Annotated in this window: 15 protein-coding genes and 1 tRNA gene; 9 read left to right on the forward strand and 7 right to left on the reverse strand. The window is 74.6% G+C overall.

The features are described from left to right. Positions 1 to 13 precede the first annotated feature (13 nt). The 3 genes from ACFZA0_RS09400 (at position 14) to ACFZA0_RS09410 (ending at position 2,093) form a co-directional block, all read left to right on the forward strand. Positions 14 to 955, forward strand: a complete 942-nt coding sequence (locus ACFZA0_RS09400) for a metallophosphoesterase (RefSeq protein WP_391013618.1) — start codon at positions 14 to 16, stop codon at positions 953 to 955. A gap of 245 nt (positions 956 to 1,200) precedes the next feature. Continuing rightward, positions 1,201 to 1,971, forward strand: a complete 771-nt coding sequence (locus ACFZA0_RS09405) for a Pr6Pr family membrane protein (protein ID WP_391013620.1) — start codon at positions 1,201 to 1,203, stop codon at positions 1,969 to 1,971. Between the two features lie 48 nt (positions 1,972 to 2,019). Continuing rightward, positions 2,020 to 2,093: transfer RNA gene (locus tag ACFZA0_RS09410), tRNA-Pro, on the forward strand. 259 nt (positions 2,094 to 2,352) lie between these two features. Here ACFZA0_RS09410 and ACFZA0_RS09415 read toward each other — a convergent pair. Further along, on the reverse strand, positions 2,353 to 2,664 hold the full coding sequence (locus tag ACFZA0_RS09415; RefSeq protein ID WP_391013622.1) for a hypothetical protein: 312 nt from the start codon (positions 2,662 to 2,664) through the stop codon (positions 2,353 to 2,355). 135 nt (positions 2,665 to 2,799) lie between these two features. Between ACFZA0_RS09415 and ACFZA0_RS09420 the strand changes: the two genes are divergently transcribed. Continuing rightward, positions 2,800 to 3,264, forward strand: a complete 465-nt coding sequence (locus ACFZA0_RS09420) for a hypothetical protein (RefSeq protein WP_391013624.1) — start codon at positions 2,800 to 2,802, stop codon at positions 3,262 to 3,264. A 66-nt stretch (positions 3,265 to 3,330) separates the two neighbouring features. Here ACFZA0_RS09420 and ACFZA0_RS09425 read toward each other — a convergent pair whose 3' ends face one another. Then, entirely contained in the window at positions 3,331 to 4,254 is a 924-nt protein-coding gene (locus ACFZA0_RS09425) for an NAD-dependent epimerase/dehydratase family protein (protein WP_391013626.1), read from the reverse strand. A 108-nt stretch (positions 4,255 to 4,362) separates the two neighbouring features. Between ACFZA0_RS09425 and ACFZA0_RS09430 the strand changes: the two genes are divergently transcribed. From ACFZA0_RS09430 to ACFZA0_RS09440, 3 genes are all read left to right on the forward strand, one after another. Then, on the forward strand, positions 4,363 to 4,932 hold the full coding sequence (locus tag ACFZA0_RS09430; RefSeq protein WP_391013627.1) for a TetR family transcriptional regulator: 570 nt from the start codon (positions 4,363 to 4,365) through the stop codon (positions 4,930 to 4,932). Between the two features lie 504 nt (positions 4,933 to 5,436). Further along, positions 5,437 to 9,534: an AAA family ATPase gene (locus tag ACFZA0_RS09435; protein ID WP_391013629.1), complete on the forward strand. Its 4,098-nt coding sequence runs from the start codon at positions 5,437 to 5,439 to the stop codon at positions 9,532 to 9,534. A gap of 248 nt (positions 9,535 to 9,782) precedes the next feature. Continuing rightward, the gene (locus ACFZA0_RS09440) at positions 9,783 to 10,547 is read left to right on the forward strand and encodes a glycosyltransferase (protein WP_391014413.1); all 765 of its coding nucleotides are present in this window, start codon (positions 9,783 to 9,785) and stop codon (positions 10,545 to 10,547) included. A 57-nt stretch (positions 10,548 to 10,604) separates the two neighbouring features. Here the strand turns inward: ACFZA0_RS09440 and ACFZA0_RS09445 are convergent, their stop codons facing one another. Further along, the gene (locus tag ACFZA0_RS09445; RefSeq protein ID WP_391013630.1) at positions 10,605 to 10,817 is read right to left on the reverse strand and encodes a 4Fe-4S domain-containing protein; all 213 of its coding nucleotides are present in this window, start codon (positions 10,815 to 10,817) and stop codon (positions 10,605 to 10,607) included. A gap of 177 nt (positions 10,818 to 10,994) precedes the next feature. Beyond that, positions 10,995 to 11,819, reverse strand: a complete 825-nt coding sequence (locus ACFZA0_RS09450; RefSeq protein WP_391013632.1) for a hypothetical protein — start codon at positions 11,817 to 11,819, stop codon at positions 10,995 to 10,997. A 1,165-nt stretch (positions 11,820 to 12,984) separates the two neighbouring features. On the opposite strand from ACFZA0_RS09450, the gene ACFZA0_RS09455 reads away from it, so the two are divergent. Further along, entirely contained in the window at positions 12,985 to 14,934 is a 1,950-nt protein-coding gene (locus tag ACFZA0_RS09455; protein ID WP_391014414.1) for an NAD-binding protein, read from the forward strand. 70 nt (positions 14,935 to 15,004) lie between these two features. Here the strand turns inward: ACFZA0_RS09455 and ACFZA0_RS09460 are convergent, their stop codons facing one another. Beyond that, positions 15,005 to 16,837 carry a prolyl oligopeptidase family serine peptidase gene (locus ACFZA0_RS09460; RefSeq protein WP_391013633.1) on the reverse strand — a complete coding sequence of 611 codons (1,833 nt, stop codon included), beginning with the start codon at positions 16,835 to 16,837 and terminating at the stop codon, positions 15,005 to 15,007. Positions 16,838 to 16,961: 124 nt separating this feature from the next. On the opposite strand from ACFZA0_RS09460, the gene ACFZA0_RS09465 reads away from it, so the two are divergent. Continuing rightward, entirely contained in the window at positions 16,962 to 17,852 is an 891-nt protein-coding gene (locus ACFZA0_RS09465) for an SURF1 family cytochrome oxidase biogenesis protein (RefSeq protein ID WP_391013635.1), read from the forward strand. A 43-nt stretch (positions 17,853 to 17,895) separates the two neighbouring features. Here the strand turns inward: ACFZA0_RS09465 and ACFZA0_RS09470 are convergent, their stop codons facing one another. Continuing rightward, on the reverse strand, positions 17,896 to 19,404 hold the full coding sequence (locus ACFZA0_RS09470) for a hypothetical protein (RefSeq protein ID WP_391013637.1): 1,509 nt from the start codon (positions 19,402 to 19,404) through the stop codon (positions 17,896 to 17,898). Then, positions 19,401 to 20,066 carry a SigE family RNA polymerase sigma factor gene (locus ACFZA0_RS09475; RefSeq protein ID WP_391013638.1) on the reverse strand — a complete coding sequence of 222 codons (666 nt, stop codon included), beginning with the start codon at positions 20,064 to 20,066 and terminating at the stop codon, positions 19,401 to 19,403. The genes ACFZA0_RS09470 and ACFZA0_RS09475 overlap by 4 nt, the downstream gene beginning before the upstream one ends. Between the last annotated feature and the right edge of the window lie 158 nt (positions 20,067 to 20,224).

Genomic DNA, 20,224 nt, shown 5'->3' on the forward strand with positions numbered 1-20,224 from the left:
ACACGATGGAGGCATGCGCGCGCGATACGGAGTTCCCCTGGGCATCACGGCGGTCGCGACCGCCGGTCTTCTCTACTCCGCGGGCTTCGAGGTCCGCTCCTTCCGCCTGCGACGGGTCACCGTGCCCGTCCTGCCGGCCGGGATGCGCCCGCTGCGCGTCCTCCAGGTCTCCGACATCCACATGGTCGGCGGCCAGCGCAAGAAGCAGCGCTGGCTGCGCTCGCTGGCGGGACTGCGCCCCGACTTCGTCATCAACACCGGCGACAACCTCTCCGACCCGGAGGGCGTGCCCGAGGTCCTGGACGCGCTGGGCCCGCTGATGGAGTTCCCGGGCGCGTACGTCTTCGGCTCGAACGACTACTACGGGCCCAAACTCCGCAACCCCGCGCGGTACTTGATCGAGAAGACGCAGGGCAAGCACGGCCTGAACGGCAACGCGCCCGCGAGCAACGTGGTGCACAACCCGTGGGAGGGCCTGCGCGACGGCTTCGACGCGGCCGGCTGGCTCGACCTGACGAACACCCGCGGCACCCTGAAGGTCGAGGGCGTCGCGGTGGAGCTGACAGGCCTGGACGACCCGCACATCAAGCGCGACCGCTACCCCGAGGTGGCGGGCGGCCCCTCGGGCGGCGCGGACTTCTCGATGGGCGTCGTGCACGCCCCGTACATCCGCAGCCTGGACGCGTTCACGGCCGACGGCTACCCGCTGATCCTGGCCGGTCACACGCACGGCGGCCAGCTCTGCATCCCGTTCTACGGCGCGCTGGTCACCAACTGCGACCTGGACCCGGAGCGCGTGAAGGGCCTGTCGACCCACACGACGGAGGGCCGCACGGCCTACCTGCACGTCTCGGCGGGCTGCGGCACGAACCGCTACACCCCCGTCCGCTTCGCGTGCCCGCCCGAGGCGACGCTGCTGACGCTGGTCCCGCGGGACGGGGCTACGCGCGCGTAGCCCTCCGGGCGGGGGGGGTCCTGCTGGCGCGGGGTGGCTTTCCCGGCGCGGGGGCGCCAGCTGCCACGGGCGCGGGGCGCGGCGGCCGGGAGGCGCGGGGCATCCGCGTCGTCGTGCGCATCGCCGTGCGCACCGTCGTGCGTGCCGCCCGCCACGCCCTCCGGGCTGCCCGCACCGTGCGGGCCGGGTAACCCGTACGGCCCGCCCGCATCGCCCGACATGCCCGCTCTGCCTACTTTGAGGGCATGACCGCGCCAATACCTCGGGAAATACCGGACCTCCCCCCGGTTCCGGGCGTGCCCGTGCTGATGCCGTCGCACGTCCCCGCGTCGGCGGTGATGGCTCCGGCCCACCGCCCCCTGGTCGCCACGTACCGCCTGCTGATCGCCCTGGCGGCTGCCGCGGCGATCGCCGTGGAGGTGGCCCTCGGCAGTCCGACCAGGGTTCTGAGCCACTTCGCCGTCCAGAGCAACATCCTGCTGGCGGTGGTGCTCGCCCTCTCCGCCCGCAGAGCCTTCTCGGCCCGCCGGGCCCTGCCGGCCGGCGTGACGGGAGCGGCACTGCTGTACGTGGCCATCGGCGGCTTCGTCTTCCACATGCTGCTGGCGGACGCCTCGACGCCGTACACGATGACCAGCGACGCGGACCTGCACACGGTCTGGCAGTCGGTGGCCGAACAGGTCCTGTGCACGGCGACCCCGATCGCGGCGGCACTGGACTGGCTGCTGCTGACCACCCCGGGCCGCATGCGCCTGCGCCAGGCCAGCACGTGGCTGCTGTACCCGATGGCCTACCTGGCCTTCTCCTTCACCCGGGGCGAGCTGATCGACCCGGGCACGCCGGGGCGCTACCTCTACCCGTTCCTCGACGTGGACCTGCACGGATACAAGAGCGTGCTGGCGAACTCCCTCCTCCTGGGCCTCGCCTTCTACGCCCTGGCCGTCCTCCTCGTGGCCGTCGACCACACCCGTCCGGGCCCGCTCCGCGGCCGCGGCAAAACCGGATTTCGTCTCTAGCCACCGGTGGGCTAAAGTAAACGACGTCGCCGCGCAAGCGGAGACGATCGGGGTGTAGCGCAGCTTGGCAGCGCGCTTCGTTCGGGACGAAGAGGTCGTGGGTTCAAATCCCGCCACCCCGACAGCCAAAACAGCAGGTGGACCACCTAGGAACGTTCCTAGGTGGTCTTCTTGTTTTTGTCCCGGCGTGCCGAGGATGCCGTACATGGTCGTGGCGCCCGAATGGGCCTCGGGCCGGATTCGCCTGCGGGGGCGCTGCGGCGGTTGAGCACGGGACGCGGGAGGAGACTGTTCAGCCCCCGAGGCATGTGCTCGCCTCGGGGGCTGGGCAGGTGTCAAAGCTCGGCCGGCGCTGATTTCCCGAGGTGGCATCCAGCGGGGTCAGCGAGTCCATACGCGTTGGAACTCCTCAGCCGGGATGGCCTCCAGCGGATCCTGTTCCGGGTCGATCGCCTGGTCGGTCAGGCCGCCGTGCCGGTCCTCCATGTGCTCCCAGCTGTACCGGTGCAGTCGGCCGGTCGCGGTCAGCTCGGCCTGTTTGAGGACGATCAATTCGCCGCGGTCGGGTACGGCCTCGACGTACCAGAGGCCGCCTTCCTCGTCGGCGTGGCGGAAGTGATGCCGCAGGGTGGCGCTCTCGTCGAGTGCCCTGTAGTACGCCACGATCTCTGCGATGCGCTCCGGATCAACCACCTGACCATCGTGCCGGAGTCGTTGCGCGGTTTCCTTCCGTGCCGCGTGGCCATCGGCCGACAGGATCTTCGCGGGCCCGGCCCTCGTTGGGGCAACAGCCCTGTGAACTCCCGTGCTGCATGGTCAAGTTGGGGAGTGGAGAGCATCGTTGCCAGTGCTGTCGCCGTTCTCGGGACGCTTCTCGGGTCCGGGGTCACCCTGGCCTTTCAGCAGCGCGCCCTTGAGCGGGGGCATCGGCTCGGTACGCGGGAGCGGTTGCGGCAGGAGCGGCTCGACGCCTGTTCCGCCTATGCCGGGGCCCTCGTCAACTACCGCCGGTGCCTGGTGCATCTGTGGTTCTGCGAGAACGAGGAGCCGCCGCCCGAGGATCCCGACGCCGTGCGGATACGCGCGTACGATCTGCGGTCCGCGGCCCAAGAGGCGCTGTTTCGCGTGCAGATGCTGGCCGACGGGGAAGCCTTCCGGACCTTCTCGGCGGACGTACTGGCCGACGTCACCGCACTGGGCAAAGCCGTCCACCGGCAGGATCTGGACGAGGTCAGGGTGCGGACGCGCGACGGCGTCGCCCGGTTCGTCGAGGTGGCCGGGCGGCATCTCTGATCGTCCCCGCACGGAGGCCGCCGGGGCCTGGCCGCTGCCGCGCGGCCGGCCCCGGCGCGCCGCTCGTCAGGCCCCGGTCGCGCCCGGGGCGAAGTAGTACCCCTTGCCCAGGTCCTCCAGCAGCGTCGGATGCGTCGGCGTCCAGTTGAGGAGGTGCTGGGTGTGGGTGCTCGACGTCGGGGCGTCCATCGCGAGGAAGGCCGCGAGCCAGGTGAAGTGGGCCGGGGCGGACTCCGGGGCGATCGACTCGACCGGGACGTCCAGGCCCTCGCCGATCACCTTCGCCACCTCGCGCAGTTCCACGCCCTCCTCCGCGGTGCCGTGCAGCACCGAGCCCGCCGGTGCCTGCTCGACCGCGAGGCGGAAGAGGCGGGCCGCGTCCAGGCGGTGGACCGCCGGCCAGCGGTTGGTGCCGTCGCCGATGTAGCCGGAGACGCCCTTGTCGCGCGCGACGGCCACCACGGAGGCGATGAAACCGTTGTCGCCGTCGCCGTGGACGGTCGGGGCGAGGCGCACCACCACCGAACGCACCCCGCGCTCGGCGAGGGCCAGGGTCGCGAGCGACGTCGCCGCGCGTTCGGAGACGGGGGAGCCGTCGACCTCGGGCATCGTCTGTTCCGTCGACACCCGGCCGGGGGCCAGGCCCGCCACCCCGGACGCGATGACCAGCGGGCGGTCGGTGCCGGCGAGCACGTCGCCGAAGGTGTCCACCGCCTTGCGGTCCGCCTCCGCCGCGCCCTTGAAGTCGCCGGTGAAGGCGATGTCGTGCTTGAACGCCAGGTGGATCACGCCGTCCGACGCGGCGGCCGTCTCCCGCAGGAGGTCCAGGTCGTCCACGGTGCCGCGGACGACCTCCGCCCCCGCCGCCGTCAGCGCGGACGCCGAGGCCTCGGAGCGGGCCAGGCCCACCACGGTGTGCCCCGCGTCGATCAGTTCGGGAACGACGGCGGAACCGATCCAGCCCGACGCACCGGTCACGAAGATTCGCATGGGAGAGCTCCAAACTGAGCGGATCGCACGCGACCCGCATCGATGTCAGTTCCTGCCATCAACGCTAGCACCTGATGTCAGAGACTGCCATCGCGTAGGATCGGCGGCATGGGTAGATGGGAGCCGGACGCGCGTGGACGCCTCGGGGCAGCCGCCATGGAGCTGTACAGCGAGCGCGGGTACGAGCAGACCACCGTCGCGGAGATCGCCAAGCGGGCCGGGCTCACCGAGCGCACCTTCTTCCGGCACTACGCCGACAAGCGGGAGGTGCTGTTCGCCGGCTCCTCCGAGTTGCAGGACCTGTTCGTGGAGGCCGTCGCCGCCGCGCCCGCCTCGGCGACGCCCATCGACGCCGTGTCGGCCGGACTCGACGCCGTGGCCGAGCTGTTCGCCGACCGCCGCGAGTTCGCGCGCCGGCGCCGGGCCGTGATCGCCGCCAACACCGAACTGCAGGAACGCGAGTTGATGAAGCTCGCGTCGATGACCACCGCCCTCGCGGCCACCCTGCGCGACCGCGGCGTCCCCCCGCAGGCCGCAGCCCTCACCGCCGAGACGGGCATCGCCGTCTTCCGGGTCACGTTCGAGCGCTGGAGCGCCGACGGCGAGGAGCGGCCGATGCGGACGCTGGTGCGGGAAGTCCTGCGCGAGCTCAAGTCGGTCGCCCAGCACATCGGTTAGCCCCCGGCACCGGCACCCCACCACGCGTACGCCGACGCCGACGCCGACGCCAAAGAGGTCGTCCTCTCGGAGGACGACCTCTTCGTTCTGTCGCCGTCGCGCCGTTCGGCACCGGTCCCTCCCCTCGTGGGGACCGGAGCTCAACGGTGCTGCGGCGTCGGTGCGGGTACGGCGGACGCGCGGTCGACGCCGCGGAGGCCGGAGGCCGACTCGTCCCGCCGGACCGTGACGCCGGTCGGGATGTCGCCGTCGGGACGGCAGACCCCGCCGTCCCTGTCACCGGTTGAATCCGGCCGAGAACACGCGGTGCCGCGACCGGCCCGTCCGGGCCTGAGCTGGCCGCCCGTCCGAGTCGTACCCGGGTCGGGTGCTGGTTGCGTCATGATCCTGCCAGTCGGGGCCCGGACCGGGGAGGTTCCGGTGCCGCGCGGACCCCTTCATCGCAGGTCAGGCGTATAAAGTGACTTTTCCGGTCCGGATGTTCAACTGCGCGGAAGGTAAGGGGTGGAGACCTTGAGTCCCGGCTCTGGGGCACGCACGGACTTCGCGGAACGACTCGCGTTGTTGTACAAGGAGGCGGGCAACCCGCCCCTCAAGAGCGTGGCCGAAGCCGTCGCCCGGCTCAACCGGATCGACGAACGGGGCCGTCCGGTCCGGGTCTCCGTGCAGCGGATCAGCGACTGGCGCCGGGCGCGCAACGTCCCGGCGCAGTTCGGCGCCCTCGCCGCGGTCCTGCAGATCCTGATACCCGAGGCCAGGCGCGCCCGGCCCGCCGCGGTCTCCCCCGGACTCTACGACCTGACCCAGTGGCAGCGCCTCTGGGAGCGCGCGGTGGCCGACCCGGTCGGTGAACGGACCGCGGAACCCGCCGAGGACACCGTGCCGGGCGCCGGGCAGGCGGCCGGTCCCGGGGGCGTGTGCCCGTACCGGGGGCTCGCGCCCTACCGGCAGTCGGACGAACGGTGGTTCTTCGGACGGGAGCGGAGCCGGGACGCCCTCATCGGTCAACTCCGCGCCGTGCGGCGGACCGGCGGCATCGTCATGCTCGTCGGCGCCTCGGGCGCGGGGAAGTCGTCCCTCCTGAACGCCGGTCTCGTGCCCGTCCTGGAGAACGGCACCCCCGGCGCCGACGACGAGAGCGCCCGGCCCCGCAAGGTGCTCCAGCTCGTACCCGGCGCCGACCCCGTGGCGGAACTGGTCGAGCGGATACCGGGCCTGGCGCCCGTACTGCCGGCCCCGGAAAGCGGCGGCCCCGCTCCCGAGGCCGCCGACCCCGGAGCCCTCTCCCCCGGCTCGCCCGCCTTCGCCCGCGCCGTCCGCCGCGCCTTCGCCGACTGGGCCCGGAGCGAGGAGGGCGCGGACTGTACCGCGCAACCCGTCGTCATCGTCGACCAGTTCGAGGAGGCCTTCACCCTCTGCTCCGACGAGACGGCCCGCCGCACCTTCGTCCAGGTTCTGCACGCCGCCTGCACCCCGGACGAACCGTACGAACCGGATGGCGGCCCCGCCCTCTCCCCCGCCCCGTCCGGGACCGCCCCCGCGCCCGTTCTCGTCGTGCTCGGCATCCGTGCCGACTTCTACGACCAGTGCCTGCACCACCCCGAACTCGCCGACGCCCTCCAGCACCGCCACATGGTGCTCGGCCCCCTGACCGGCGCCGAGCTGCGCGACGCGGTGACCGGTCCCGCCAAGGCCGTAGGCCTCGAACTGGAGCCGGGCCTCTCGGAGTTGATCGTGCGGGAGGTCAGTGCCGACGGGCCGCGCGGTGCGCACGACGCCGGGGTGCTGCCGCTGCTGTCGCACGCGCTGCTCGCCACCTGGCAGCGGCGCAAGGCCGGCCGTCTGACGCTGGCCGGCTACCGCGCGGCGGGCGGCATCCAGGGCGCGGTGGCCGCGACCGCCGAGCAGGCCTGGACGGGGCTCGACCCGGCCGCCCGCACCGCCGCCCGGCTGCTGCTGCTGCGGCTGGTGCGGCTCGGCGAGGACACGCAGGCCACCCGCCGCCGGGGCACCCGGCGGCAGCTCACGACCGAGTCCAGCGACCCGGGGAAGACCGAGGAGTCCCTCGAAGTCCTGGTCCGCGCACGGCTGGTGACACTCGACGCGGACACCGTCGAGATCACCCACGAGGCGCTGCTGCACGCCTGGCCCCGGCTGCGCGACTGGATCGACGAGAACCGCAGCGACAACCTGCTGCGCCAGCGCCTGGAGGAGGACGGCCGGGCCTGGGAGGGCTCGGACCGCGACGCGTCGCTGCTCTACCGGGGCTCCCGCCTGGAACAGGCCCGCAGTTGGGCGAGGACCGCCGGCGACACCCATCTCACGCGCAGCGCGGTCGAGTTCCTGGCCGCGTCGGTACGGATGCGGCGCCGCGCCGTGCGGATCGGCCGGGGCGCGGTGGCCGCGCTGGTCGCGCTCGCCGTGCTGGCCGTGGGGTCGGCGGTGTTCGCCTGGCAGCAGCGCAACGACGCCGTGTTCGAGCAGGTCATCGCCGAGGCGGACCGGGTGCAGTACTCCGACCCGTCGCTGTCCGCCCAACTCGACCTGGTGGCCCACCGGTTGCGCGGCGGCGACGAGGGAGCGCGCAACCGGCTGATCTCGATCGTGAACGCGCCGCTCGCCACCCCCCTGCTCGGCCACACCGGCGCCGTCTACCTCACGTCGTTCAGCCCCGACGGGCGGCTGCTCGCCACCGCGGGCTACGACCGCACCGTACGGCTGTGGAACGTCGCGAACCCGGCCCGGCCGAAGGCCCTCGGCAAACCCCTTCGCGGGAACGCCAGTTGGGTGAGCAGCGCGGTCTTCAGCCCGGACGGGCACGTCCTCGCCGGCGCCGGCGACGACGGCACCGTACGGCTGTGGAACGTGACGGACCCGGCCCACCCCCGTGCCATCGGCACCCCGCTCCGGGGCCACGACGGCACGGTGTACCTGGTCGCGTTCAGCCCGGACGGGCGCACGCTCGCCGCCGCCAACGAGAACCACACCGTACGGCTGTGGAACGTCGCCGATCCCGCGCACCCCAAGTCGGAGGCGTCCCTGCGGAGTTCGGCCGACGCGGTGCGCACCGTGGCGTTCAGCCCCGACGGGCGGACACTGGCGACCGGCGGGGACGACGACGACGTCCGGCTGTGGAACGTCGCCGATCCGCGCCGGCCCCGGCCCGCCGGGGCTCCGCTGACCGGTCACACCGACACGGTGCACTCGCTCGCGTTCAGCCCCGACGGGCACACCCTCGCCAGCGGCAGCGCCGACGACACGGTACGGCTGTGGAACGTGCGCGACCCGCGCCGCGCGGCACAGGTCGGCGGGCCGCTGACCGGGCACACCGGGCCCGTGTGGTCGGTGGCCTTCAGCCCGGACGGCACCATGCTCGCCGCGGGCAGCGCGGACTCCACCGCGAGCCTGTGGAACGTCAGCGACCCGGCGTACCCGTCGCAGGTGGGCGAGCCCCTCGCGGGCAGCAGCGGGGAGATGTACGCGGTCGGGTTCAGCCCCGACGGACACACCCTCGCGACCGGCAGCGGCGACGGCAAGGTGCGGCTGTGGTCCATCCCGACGTCCGACATGGTCGGCCGCATCGGCGCGTTCCGGCCCGACGGGCGGGTGCTCGCCACGGCGGCGGTCGACGCCCGGGTACGGCTGTGGAACGTGCGCGACTCCGCCCGGCCGGCCGCCCTCGGCACCCCCTTCCGGCCGGCCCTCGGCGACGTGCGCTCGCTGGCCTTCTCCCCCGACGGGCGCACCCTCGCGGTCCTCACCGGCAACCGCGCGGTGCAGCTCTGGAACGTCACCGATCCGGCCCGGCCCGTCCCGTGGGGGCCGCCGGTCGCGCTGCGGACCCGGTTCGCCGGGCCCGGCGCGCTCGCGTTCGGACCGGACGGGCACACCCTCGTCACCGCCTGGGACGACCACACCGTGCAGCTCTGGGACGCCACGTCGCCGGCCCGGCTGCGGCGGCTCGGCAAGCCGCTCACCGGGCCCGCCGGCTACGTCAACTCCCTTGTGTTCAGCCCCGACGGGCGCACCCTCGCGGCCGGCAGCGCCGACGGCACCGTACGGCTGTGGGACGTGTCCGACCCGCGCCGCGCGGAGCGGCTCGGCGGGCCGCTCACGGGGCACCTCGGCCCGGTCAACGCGCTCGCCTACAGCCCCGACGGGCACACCCTCGCCAGCGGCAGCGACGACGACACCGTGCGGCTGTGGGACATCACCGACCCGCGCAGGCCGTCCCGGCTGGGCTCCCCGCTCACCGGTCACACGGAGGCGGTGGTGTCGCTGACCTTCAGCACCGACGGACACACCCTGGCGAGCGGCGGCAACGACAACACGGTGCGGCTGTGGAACATCTCCGACCCGGCCCGCGCCACCCCCATCGGACAGTCGCTGAGCCCCAACGCCCGTACGGGCAACTTCCTTTCGTTCAGCCCCGACCGGCACATGCTCGGCGTCTCCAGCGGCACCGACACGGTCCGTCTGTGGGACCTGGACGCCGACAGCGCCATCCGGCACATCTGCTCGTCCACACGCGGCGTACTGACCCGGGAGAAGTGGGAGGAGTACCTGCCCTGGTTGTCGTACGACCCTCCGTGCAAGGGGTGACACGAGCGGTGACGCGGGCCGCCCCGCGGAGGGTGTGCACACGTGATCCGGATCACAACTCCCTTTACCGGATGGGGAGTCCGGTTCCGTTCGCGCACGTCCTTGTTAGTCTTGGCCATAGCCCGGCCGTTGGCGCATCCCCCGTCGCCAGCGGCCGGGCGTTCGCGTTCCCCCGCCCGCGCGCACCTTCGTACGGAGGCGTGGCGCACGTGCCGAACCGCAGCCCCGGAGAGGTGGTGAGCGTCGCCGTGAGCCGGCGCATCGTCGTCGTCACCGCCGTGCACGCCCCCTCGGCCGCGTTCCTGCCCGAGGCCCACGCGTCGCTGTGCGAGCAGGTGCTGCCCGCGGGCTGGGAGTGGCGGTGGCTGATACAGGAGGACGGCCGCGGCGACGCCGTCCGCCCCCACGTCCCGGACGACGACCGGATCTCCTTCCGGCAGGGCCGCGCGGGCGGCCCGGGTGTGGCGCGGACGATGGCGCTCGCGCGGGCGGAGGGCGAGTACGTGAAGGTGCTGGACGCCGACGACCGGCTCACCCCCGGCGCGCTCGCGCGCGACCTGGCCGCCCTGGAGGCCGACGCCCGGCTCGGCTGGGCCACCTCGCGGGCCCTCGACCTGCTGCCCGACGGCTCCACGGTCGGCTTCCCCGGCGACCCCGCCCACGGGCCCGTGGAACGCGGGGCCGTCCTCGACTTCTGGAAGGCCAACGACTTCCGCGCCCAGGTCCACCCCGCGACGCTGTTCGTGCGGCACGGGCTGCTGTCGGCGCTCGGCGGGTGGATGGCACTGCCCGCGTCCGAGGACACCGGGCTGCTGCTCGCGCTGAACGCCGTGAGCCGGGGCTGGTTCTCGGCGCCCGTCGGCCTCCTGTACCGCAAGTGGGCCGGCCAGGTCACCGGCCAGCAGGCCCACGTCGACACCGCCGAGCGCGCGGCGCGGGCGGCCGTGGTCGAGGCGCGGGCGCGGGCGCTGGGCGCACTGGGGTGGGGGTTCGGGCTCGGCGAGGGCGCGTGAGCCCCTGATCGGCCGTCCTGGCCCAGGAGTTGCGGCCCGCCCGCGGGTCCGCCCGGCTCAGAGCCGGGGGTCGGCGCCGCCCAGCGCGATCGCCCGCGAGGGGCAGGCCTCGGCCGCCGCGCGGACCGCGGGGTCGTCCCCCTCGTCCTCGTGCCCCGGCAGCACCGTCCCGAAGCCGTCGACGACGGCGAAGACCGACGGCACCCGGTGGACGCACTCCCACGAGCCGTAACACAGCTCGGGGTCGATGGAGACCTGCACGCCCGTCACTCCGCACTCCCCTTCCGGCGCGACCCGTTGCCGGTCCCGCCCGTCGGCCGAAGAAGCCTCACGCCCTGCCTGCCCAGGTGACGCCGCCCCGAACCGCCCTTCCGCGCCGAGCGGTTGGGCACCTCACGGCACCGGTCAGAGGTCCCCGGTCAGCGGTCAGCGGCCAGAGGTCAGAGGTCAGAGGTCCAGCGTGAGGACGTGGCACGGCCCGTACACCCGGGCGCCGCGGCCGTAGGCGTACCTGCGCGTGTCGTCGTCGCGCGCCGCGTCCCGCCAGTCCTTCCAGCCCCACGAACGCAGTGCCCGTACGGTCCTGAGATCGGTGCCGCGCACCATCGCGACCCCGGCCACCGCCCCGTGGTCGTCGAGCAGACGGCGCTGGAGACGGCGGGCGAGGTTCCACTCCCGGTCCAGGTGCTCCGTCCGCACCCGGGGCTGGACGACGATCTCCGACACCGCGAACAGCCGCCCGGTCCGCGCGAGCCGGAGCAGGCCCCGGGGCAGCGGCCGGCCGTCGGGACCGGCGCCGCCCTGCCCGTCGGCGTTCACCGGGTAGCCGTAGGCACAGCCGGTCAGGGTTCTCGCCTCGGCTATCACCAGGGCGAACCCCGGCCTGCGGACGTCGCAGGCCAGGCGGTGCAGGAAGGCGGCGCGGGCCGGTTCGGCGCCCTCGGGGCCGCTGCGGGTGGTCGCCGTGTACAGGTCGCCCAGTTCCGGGAAGCGGTCCTCGACCTGGAGCCGGTTCAGCGGGCGGACCCGTTCCGCCTCCCAGGGCGACGGGCCCTGTCCGCGCCCCTGCCCGCGCCCGGACGGGGGGCCCGGCCACGGTTCCCGGCGCCCCGCGGCGGAGGGGAGGGGCGTCGTCTCGTCCGCGTCCCTCGGGGGGCCGCCGTCGGTCACCGTGTCGTGCGCGGCGGGTGACGTGTCCGCGGGCGCGTCGGCCGCGCGGACATCGGGAGACAGGCCGTCGGCCGCCTGATCGGCCGGCACATGCGCAGTCACGAGGCGAGCCGCCCTACCCGGGCCGGGTACGTCCGGCACCGCGTCGTCGTTCGCCGAGAACGGCACCGGCGTGAAGGCCGTGCACGAGGAACCCTCGGTGCCTTCACGGTACTCCGGGCCCCACGCACCGGGTCCCGCTCCCGGCCACGGGGGCGGGGGCGGCGTCAGCACGGGCGCTGTCCGGCGGCGGCCCGGGAGGGGGCCGGTGGCAACCCTGCGCGAACACGGCGACTGTCCGGCGGCCCGAGGGCTCGGCGGCGACCCCGCGCGGACACGGCGGCCGTTCGGCGGCCGTTCGGTGGTGGCCCAACTGCGGTCGGGTGGGGGGCAGTAACGGCCCGGCGGCGACTCCGCGGCCCGTCGGCAATCCGGCGGCGATCCTGCGCGGACACCGCGGCAGTCCGACAGTGCCCGGCAGCTGCCCAACTGCGGTCAGCAGCTGGCCAGTAGCGGCCCGGCGGCAACTCCACATCGGCAACGGGACAACTCCGCGCAGACATCACGGCGGCCCGGAGGCCCGGCGGAACTCTGCGCAGACACGGCGGCCGTCCGGCGGGGCCCAACTGCGGTCGGACGGGGGCAGAGCGGCCCGGTAGTGACTCCGCAGCGGCCCGGAGGCCCGGCGGCAACACCGCGCAGACACCACGACACCCCAGCAGCAACCCGGCCGCAGCCCAACTGCGGCCATGCGCTCCCCAGTAGCGGCCCACTACGGCCAGGCCCGCCCCCGCAACGGCCCGGCAGTGACTCCACAGCGGCCCGGAGGCCCGGCGGCAACACCGCGCAGACACCACGACGGCCCAGCAGCAGCCCGGCCGCAGCCCAACTGCGGCCCGACGTCGCCCAGTCCGGCCCCGCGGCGACTGCCCGACGGCCCGGCGGTAGCCGGACCGCGGTTCGGTGCGTGCCCCCTCGGCGGCTCGCAAGCACCGGGCGGTGAGCCCGTGGCGGAGCCAACCGCAGCCGTCGGCACCCGGCGGCCCCGCGCCGCCCCCGGCGCGGCCCCGCCGGGGTGGTACGGGCCCGGGACGAACCGGGGCACCGTGCCGCGAGGCGGGCGTCGGGTGTGGTCGGGTCTGGAACCACCCGTCCCGCTGGGGCAGTCTGTCCTCTCGTGGGCAGCAGCGTTCCGTATCAGGGTCAGCCGGGCGGCGGGGCCGCGACGATGGTGGTGTGCGGGGACGACGGTCTCGCGCACCGCCTGGCAGCCGAACTGCGCGGTGTGTACGGCGAGGTGGTCACGCTCGTCGTGCCGCCCGCCGACCGCGGCCCGCTGCGCCCGGCGGTGGGGCGGGCGCGTGCCGCGTCGGTGGCCCTGCGGGACCGGGTGACCGCGGCCGTGGGACGCGCCTCCGGCAACGGGGCGGGAGCCGCTGCCGCACCGGCCACGCCCCCGCCCGCCGCCCCGGCCGAACGGGTGCTCCACGAGGCGCAGTTGACCGAGGCCGTCCTCAGCGAGGCGGGAGTGGAGCGGGCGACCGCGCTGGCGCTCGTGTACGACGACGACGAGACCAACATCCGCGCCGCGCTCACCGCCCGCCGGCTCAACCCCCGCGTCCGCCTCGTCCTGCGGCTCTACAACCGGCGCCTGGGCCAACACGTCGAGGAACTCCTCGACCAGGCGGCCGCGTTGGCGGCCGGTGCGGACGGGACCGACGGCGGCGGCTCCGGGCCCGACGCCTCGACGACCGTGCTCTCCGACGCCGACACCGCCGCCCCGGCGCTCGCCGCGTCCGCCGTCGCCGGCACCAGCAAGGTCGTCCAGACCGACGGGCTGATGCTGCGCGCGGTGGAACGCCGGCCGCCGCTGCCCGGACAGGTCGCCGACCCCGGCCTGTGCACGCTCGCGCTGCTGTCGACGACGAGCAGCGACCCGGCCGGGGCGGACGGTTCGGAGAGCAGCGGCGACCAGGGGCCCCGGCTGCTGCCGGACGCGGCGGCGGTGCGGGCGGCCACGGGGCGCGGGACCGTGGTCCTGGAACAGGTGTCGTTCACCGCCGGGCCCGACCTGCCGACCGGGCGCGGCGTCAGCGGCGTACCGGGCTTCGCGTCGCTGTTCTCCCGGCGGCTGCGCTGGTCGCTGGCGGGCATGGCGGCCTGCGTGCTGGCGCTCGCCGTCGCGCTGTGGGTGGTGACCGGGGTGCATCCGCTGGGCGCGCTCTACCTGACCCTGCTGGACCTGTTCGCCATCAACGACCCGGCCGTGGGCGACAGCACCGGGCGCCAGGTCCTCCAACTGCTGTCCCTGCTCGTCGGGTTGCTGCTGCTGCCGGTGCTGCTGGCGGCGGCGCTGGAGGCGTTCGGCACGTTCCGCACCACGTCGGGACTGCGCAAGCCGCCGCGCGGCCTCGGCGGTCACGTCGTGCTGCTCGGCCTGGGGAAGATCGGCACCCGGGTGCTGACCCGGCTGCGGGAGCTGAACATCCCCGTCGTGTGCGTCGAGTCCGACCCGGAGGCGCGGGGGCTCGCGACCGCGCGGCGGCTGCGGGTGCCGGTGGTGCTCGGGGACGTGACGCAGGAGGGCGTCCTGGAGGCCGCGAAGATCCACCGCGCGCACTCGCTGCTCGCGGTGACCAGCGCCGACACCACGAACCTGGAGGCCGTGCTCTACGCCCGGTCCGTGCAGCCCGACCTGCGGGTCGTGCTGCGGCTGTACGACGACGACTTCGCCACCGCCGTGTACCGCACCCTGCGGGCCGCGCACCCGCACGCGCTGACCCGCAGCCGCAGCGTGTCCCACCTGGCGGCGCCCGCGTTCGCCGGGGCGATGCTGGGGCGGCAGATCCTCGGCGCCATCCCGGTCGAGCGGCGGGTGCTGCTGTTCGCGGCCGTGGACGTCGGCGGGCACCCGCAGTTGGAGGGGCGGACGCTGGCCGAGGCGTTCCGGGCCGGGGCCTGGCGGGTGCTGGCGCTCGACACGGCGGCCCGCGCCGGCCGCCGCGAGGAGCCGGCGGCGGAGGAGGCCGCCGAGGACACCCGGCCGTCCGGCCTGGTGTGGGACCTGCCGGACACGTACGTGCTGCGCGGGCAGGACCGCGTGGTGCTCGCCGCGACCCGCAGGGGTCTCGCCGAACTCCTCGGCCGCCACCCGCGCGACGGGGCCGCCCGGACCTGAACGCCCCTGCCGGGGCGGCCCGTCGGCGGACCGGCGCCCCGTCCTCGGCCGGGGACGGGGCGCCCCCGTGTCAGGCGCGCGCCGCCGCGCCCTTCAAGTACCGCTCGGCGAAGTCCAGTTCGAGCCGGACCTGCTTGATGCGCTCGTCCACCACCAGCGACCCGTGCCCGGCGTCGTAGCGGTAGACCTCGTGGACCGCGCCGCGCGCCTCCAGCCGCTTCACGTAGTTCTCGATCTGGCGGATCGGGCAGCGCGGGTCGTTGACGCCCGCCGAGATGTACACCGGGGCCTTGACGTCGTCCACGTACGTCAGCGGCGAGGACGCCTCGAAGCGCTCGGGGACCTCCTCCGGAGTGCCGCCGAGGAGCGTGCGGTCCATCGCCTTCAGCGCCTCCATCTCGTCGTGGTACGCCGACACGTAGTCCGCGACGGGGACCGCCGCGATGCCGAGCGTCCACGCGGCCGGCTGGGTGCCGACGCCGAGCAGGGTGAGGTAGCCGCCCCAGGAGCCGCCGGTGAGGATCAGGCGCTCGGGGTCCGCGAGGCCGGAGTCGATCGCCCACTGGCGGACCGCGGCGATGTCCTCCAGCTCGATCAGGCCGACCCGGTGCTTGAGCGCGTCCGTCCAGGCACGCCCGTACCCCGTGGAGCCGCGGTAGTTGACGCGGACGACCGCGTACCCGTGGTCCACCCAGGCCGCCGGGCCCGCCGCGAAGGAGTCGCTGTCGTGCCAGGTCGGGCCGCCGTGGATGTCGAACACCGTGGGCAGCGGTCCGGTCGTCCCCGCGGGCCGCTGCACCAGGGCGTGCACCCTGCCGCCGGGGCCGTCCACCCACACGTCCCGCACCGGCACCGAACCCGGGGAGCGCATCCCCGGCGGGTCGAGGACGACGCCGCCGGCGGTGGAGCGGACCGTGGACGGCTCGGCGGCCGACGACCACAGGTACTCCACGCTGCCGTCGGGGCGGGGCGTGGCGCCCGACACCGTGCCGGGCGGGGTGTCGATCCGCTCCAGGCTGCGCGCGGCCAGGTCGTAGCGGAACAGCTCGCTGCGGGCCTCGAAGCCGTGCGCGACGAGCAGGCCCGAGCCGTCCGGGAACCACTCGGCGCTCACGTCGCCCGGCAGGTCGAGGGCCAGGTCGGTCTCCGTGCCCGTGGCGATGTCCCAGACCAGGGGCTCCCAGCGACCGCGCCGCTGGTGCCCGATGAGCAGCCGGGTGTCGCCGTCCACGGGCGCGAAGCCCAGCACGTCGAGGCCCAGCTCGACGGTGCCGCCCTTGGTGTCGTCCAGTTCCGCGACCGCGCTGCCGTCGGGGCGCACCACGCGGAGCGCCGAGTGCATCGCGTCGCCGTGCTCGGTGTGCTCGACGGCGATCAGGGTGCCGTCGTGGGACAGGTCGCCGACCCCGGCGGACTCCCGGTGCCGGTAGATCTCGACGGGCTCCTCGCCGGTGCGCACGAGGTGGATCGTCGTGCCGTCCTCGTCGGTGGAACGGCCGACGACCGCCGTGCGTCCGTCCCGGCCGAGGGCGACGCCCGCCGGGTAGGAGGGCTCCAGGCCCGGGGCCGCGGGCTCGTCGGGGCCGCCGCCGAACGGCTGCCGGCGCCACACGCCGAACTCGTCGCCGTCCTTGTCGTCGAACCACCAGATCCACGCGCCGTCGGGCGAGAGCACGCCGTCCGTCGTGCCGTTCGGCCGGTGCGTCGCCTGGCGCTGCTCGCCCGTCGACCGGTCCCAGGCGTACAGCTCGTACGTCCCCGTCGCGTTCGACACGAACAGGGAGTGGTCCGGGGCGTCCTCCGCCCAGTCCGGCAGTGACACCCGGGGCGCGCGGAAGCGCTTCTCCCAGTCCGGCATGTCCTCGTTCCGCTCCGTCGGAGCGGACCCGTTGCTCTCAGTCATGACCCCATAGTGCCCGCACCTCCGGGCATTGCGCCGACGGGATCCCCACCCTGTGGAAAACTCCCGCGCGCGGAAGCCCGACCCGGGGTCCGGGCGCTCCCGGGCGGCCCGTACCGTGGGAAGGGTGTACCGGTTTCTGCTGACACCTCGCTGGTGGGGCATCAACGTCCTCGCGCTGCTGGCCATCCCCTTCTGCATCTTCATGGGGATCTGGCAGCTCAGCCGTTTCCAGGACCGCGTCGACCAGCACCGCACCGCGACCGCGCAGGCCACCGCCGACCGGACCGCACCGGCCCGTCCGCTGGCCGACGCGCTGCCCGTCGACACCGACACCTCCGGCGACCGCGTCACCGCGACCGGCCGGTACGGCAAGCAGCTCCTCGTCCCCGACCGCACGGTGGACGACCGCACCGGCTTCTACGTGCTGACGCTGCTGCGCACCGACACCGGCAAGTCGCTGCCCGTCGTGCGCGGCTGGCTGCCCGGCAGGGCCGACGCGGCGAAGGCACCGGCACCGCCGGCCGGCGAGGTCACGGTCACCGGTGCGCTCCAGGCGTCCGAGACGCCCGGCGACAACGGCGTGAGCACCAAGGGCGGCCTGCCCGCCGGCCAGACCGCCGCGATCAGCGCGGCCACCCTGGTCAACATCGTCCCGGACCACCTCTACGACGCCTGGATCACCCTCGACAGGGCCGACTCCGGGATGACGGCGGTCCCGGCGACCGCGGCCGCCAACACCGGCCTGGACCTCCAGGCCTTCCAGAACCTCGGCTACCTCTGCGAGTGGTTCGTCTTCGCCGGCTTCGTCGTCTTCATGTGGTTCCGGCTGGTGCGCCGCGAGGCGGAGTTCGCCCGGGACGCGGCACTGGGGCTGGTGCCCGCTGACGCGACCGACACGACGGACGCGACGGACCCGGCGGACGGGAAGGGCGAGGCGGAGCCGGACTCCGCCGCCGCCCCCGCGGGGCAGGGTGCCGACGAGGACGACGCCTCCCGCTCCCCCGCGACGCGCTGATCCCCGCGGGGCACCGGCCCCCGCACCGGGCGGGGGCACCCCGTCAGGACTCCGAGGCCACCCCGGCGCGGTACACCGTGCCCGCGCACGCGTTCGGCACCGTCACCGTCACGGCCGGCGCCCCGGCCTGCGGGGTGTACGAGACGACGACGCTGCCGTCCGCCGTCCCGTCCTCGGGCATCAGCTGCTCGGTGAGGCCCGTGTCCCCGCCGGTAGACGTACCCGTCGTGGCGGTGTCGTCCCCGCTGGGCGAGGGGGCCGGCGAGGCTCCGCCCGTCCCGCTGTCGTCCCCGCCGACGGTGCCGCTGCTGGTCGGACAGGTCTCGGAGGGCACCCAGGCGAACTTCACCTCGTACGCGGCACCGGGCAGCAACAGCAGCCGGGCGGGCGCCCCTGCGGTGTCGGACAGCCCGGTCGCCGGGTCGCCCGCGACGTGCTGGGCCACGCCGACCTTGGCGGCGTCCGCCGCGCCCTGCGCGAGGACGGTCACGCTGCCGGCGTCGGTCACCGTGCACCCGGTGGTGGAGATGTTCGTGACGCGGAAGCTGCCGTAGACCGTGCCCACCGAGTCGGGGGCGCCGAGTGTCGTCGTGCCGGAGCCGAGCTGGGTCGCCGTGCAGTCGGCGACGCCGGCCGCCGCGGACGAGGGGTCGCTGCCGTCGTCGGTGGTGCTGCCGGCGCCGCTGGGCGGGTCCTTGGGGTCCTTCGTGACGCCGGTGGCGCCCTTCTCGGACGCCTGCCCGGAGGACGTGGCGCTGTTGCTCCTGCCGCTGTCCGAGCCCGCGTTCTGTCCCGAACCGCCCTGTGCCTGCGAGGCGTTGCCCGCGATGGAGGGGTCGGCGGTGGAGCCGACGGAGTTCGAGACGTGCAGCAGGGCGGGGACGGCGGTGCCGACGAAGAGGGCCGCCGCCGCCATGCCGACGGCCGCCTGGCGCTTGCGGGTACGCCGCGCGGGCACCGCCCGGCGCAGGTGCTCCAGCGCACCGTCGCGCGGCTCGACGTCCTCGACGGCCCGGTGCAGCAGCCTCCGCAGGTCCAGTTCGTCCGCGCCGAGCCCGGCCTCCGGGACCCCGCCGACCCGCGCGGCACCCGACGTCGCGGCGCCGGACTTCGTGCGACCGGGCTTCGCGTCGTCCGTCGTCGCGTCGCCGGATTCCGGAGCACCGGATTCCGGGTCGCCGGACGTCGGTCCGCCGGACCCGCGGCCCGCGGCCTTCGCGCCGCCCCACCTCGGGCCGCCGGCTTTCAGTTCGGCGAACAGGTCCCCGGCCTTCGGACGGCCCGGCCTCGGGCCACCGGACTCCGGGCCACCGGACTCCGGGTCGCCGGGCGTCGGGCCACCGGACTCCGGTTCGCCGGTGCCGAGTTCGTCGGTGTCGCGTACTCCGGTGCCGCGCTCGTCGGGCTTCCGGTCGTCGTCGTCCGGGCCGTGGTTCACAGTTCCGTTCCCTGCGTGCGTTGGCTTGTGGTCCTGCCCGAACAGACACGTCGGCTCGTGCCATTCGTAGGGCTCGTGACGCTCACGGGAGTCGCCTCCCTCGGCGTGGGTCATGCCGGCTCCTCCATGGCGACGCGGAGGGCCGCGATGCCGCGCGAGCCGTACGCCTTCACCGAGCCCAGCGATATCCCGAGCGTCTGGGCGACCTGCGCCTCCGTCATGTCGGCGAAGTACCGCAGCACGAGGACCTCGCGCTGGCGGCGCTGGAGGCCCTTCATGGCGGTGATCAGCGAGTCGCGCTCCAACTGGTCGTACGCGCCCTCCTCGGCGCTCGCCATGTCGGGCATCGGCTTCGGCAGCAGCCGCAGTCCGATGATGCGGCGGCGCAGCGCCGAGCGGGACAGGTTGACCACGGTCTGGCGCAGGTACGCGAGCGTCTTCTCCCGGTCGCGGACCCGCTTGCGCGCCGAGTGGACGCGGATGAACGCCTCCTGCACGACGTCCTCACAGGACGCGGTGTCGTCGAGGAGCAGCGCGGCGAGGCCCAGCAGCGAGCGGTAGTGCGCCCGGTAGGTCTCCGTCAGGTGGTCGACAGTGGTGCCGGCGACGACGGCGTCGTCGACGCCGTCGCGCTGGTCGGGCAGGCGGGCCGGACGCGCTGCGGGCATGGGCGCGATCACCGGCAGGCCGCCGGCCGCGCCGGGCGCACGGGGCCGGCGGGGCGGCCGTAGGGCCGTGACGCGTGCTGCCGCGGTGAATTCGAGAACCTCTGCCACGCCAGTTGGACCCGTATCCCCCCGTCGGGGTTGTACGTGCGACCGGTCACGTTGGCGATGACAGGCCCGGCCGCGCCGTCCGCGTGGTCGGAGCGCTCCCACGACGCCGTCTCAAACTCCCCCATGCGTACTGTTCATCCCCTATGTCCCTGTAAGCG

Origin of the sequence: Streptomyces sp. NPDC008150, from assembly GCF_042956945.1 — a bacterium.
Classification (GTDB): domain Bacteria; phylum Actinomycetota; class Actinomycetes; order Streptomycetales; family Streptomycetaceae; genus Streptomyces.

What these genes read in the sequence shown, in the direction of transcription:
- ACFZA0_RS09400 (WP_391013618.1), top strand. Translation starts at nt 14, where the DNA reads ATGCGCGCGCGATACGGAGTTCCCCTGGGCATCACGGCGGTCGCGACC.
- ACFZA0_RS09405 (WP_391013620.1), top strand. Translation starts at nt 1,201, where the DNA reads ATGACCGCGCCAATACCTCGGGAAATACCGGACCTCCCCCCGGTTCCG.
- ACFZA0_RS09425 (WP_391013626.1), bottom strand. Translation starts at nt 4,254, where the DNA reads ATGCGAATCTTCGTGACCGGTGCGTCGGGCTGGATCGGTTCCGCCGTC.
- ACFZA0_RS09430 (WP_391013627.1), top strand. Translation starts at nt 4,363, where the DNA reads ATGGGTAGATGGGAGCCGGACGCGCGTGGACGCCTCGGGGCAGCCGCC.
- ACFZA0_RS09455 (WP_391014414.1), top strand. Translation starts at nt 12,985, where the DNA reads ATGGTGGTGTGCGGGGACGACGGTCTCGCGCACCGCCTGGCAGCCGAA.
- ACFZA0_RS09460 (WP_391013633.1), bottom strand. Translation starts at nt 16,837, where the DNA reads ATGACTGAGAGCAACGGGTCCGCTCCGACGGAGCGGAACGAGGACATG.
- ACFZA0_RS09470 (WP_391013637.1), bottom strand. Translation starts at nt 19,404, where the DNA reads ATGACCCACGCCGAGGGAGGCGACTCCCGTGAGCGTCACGAGCCCTAC.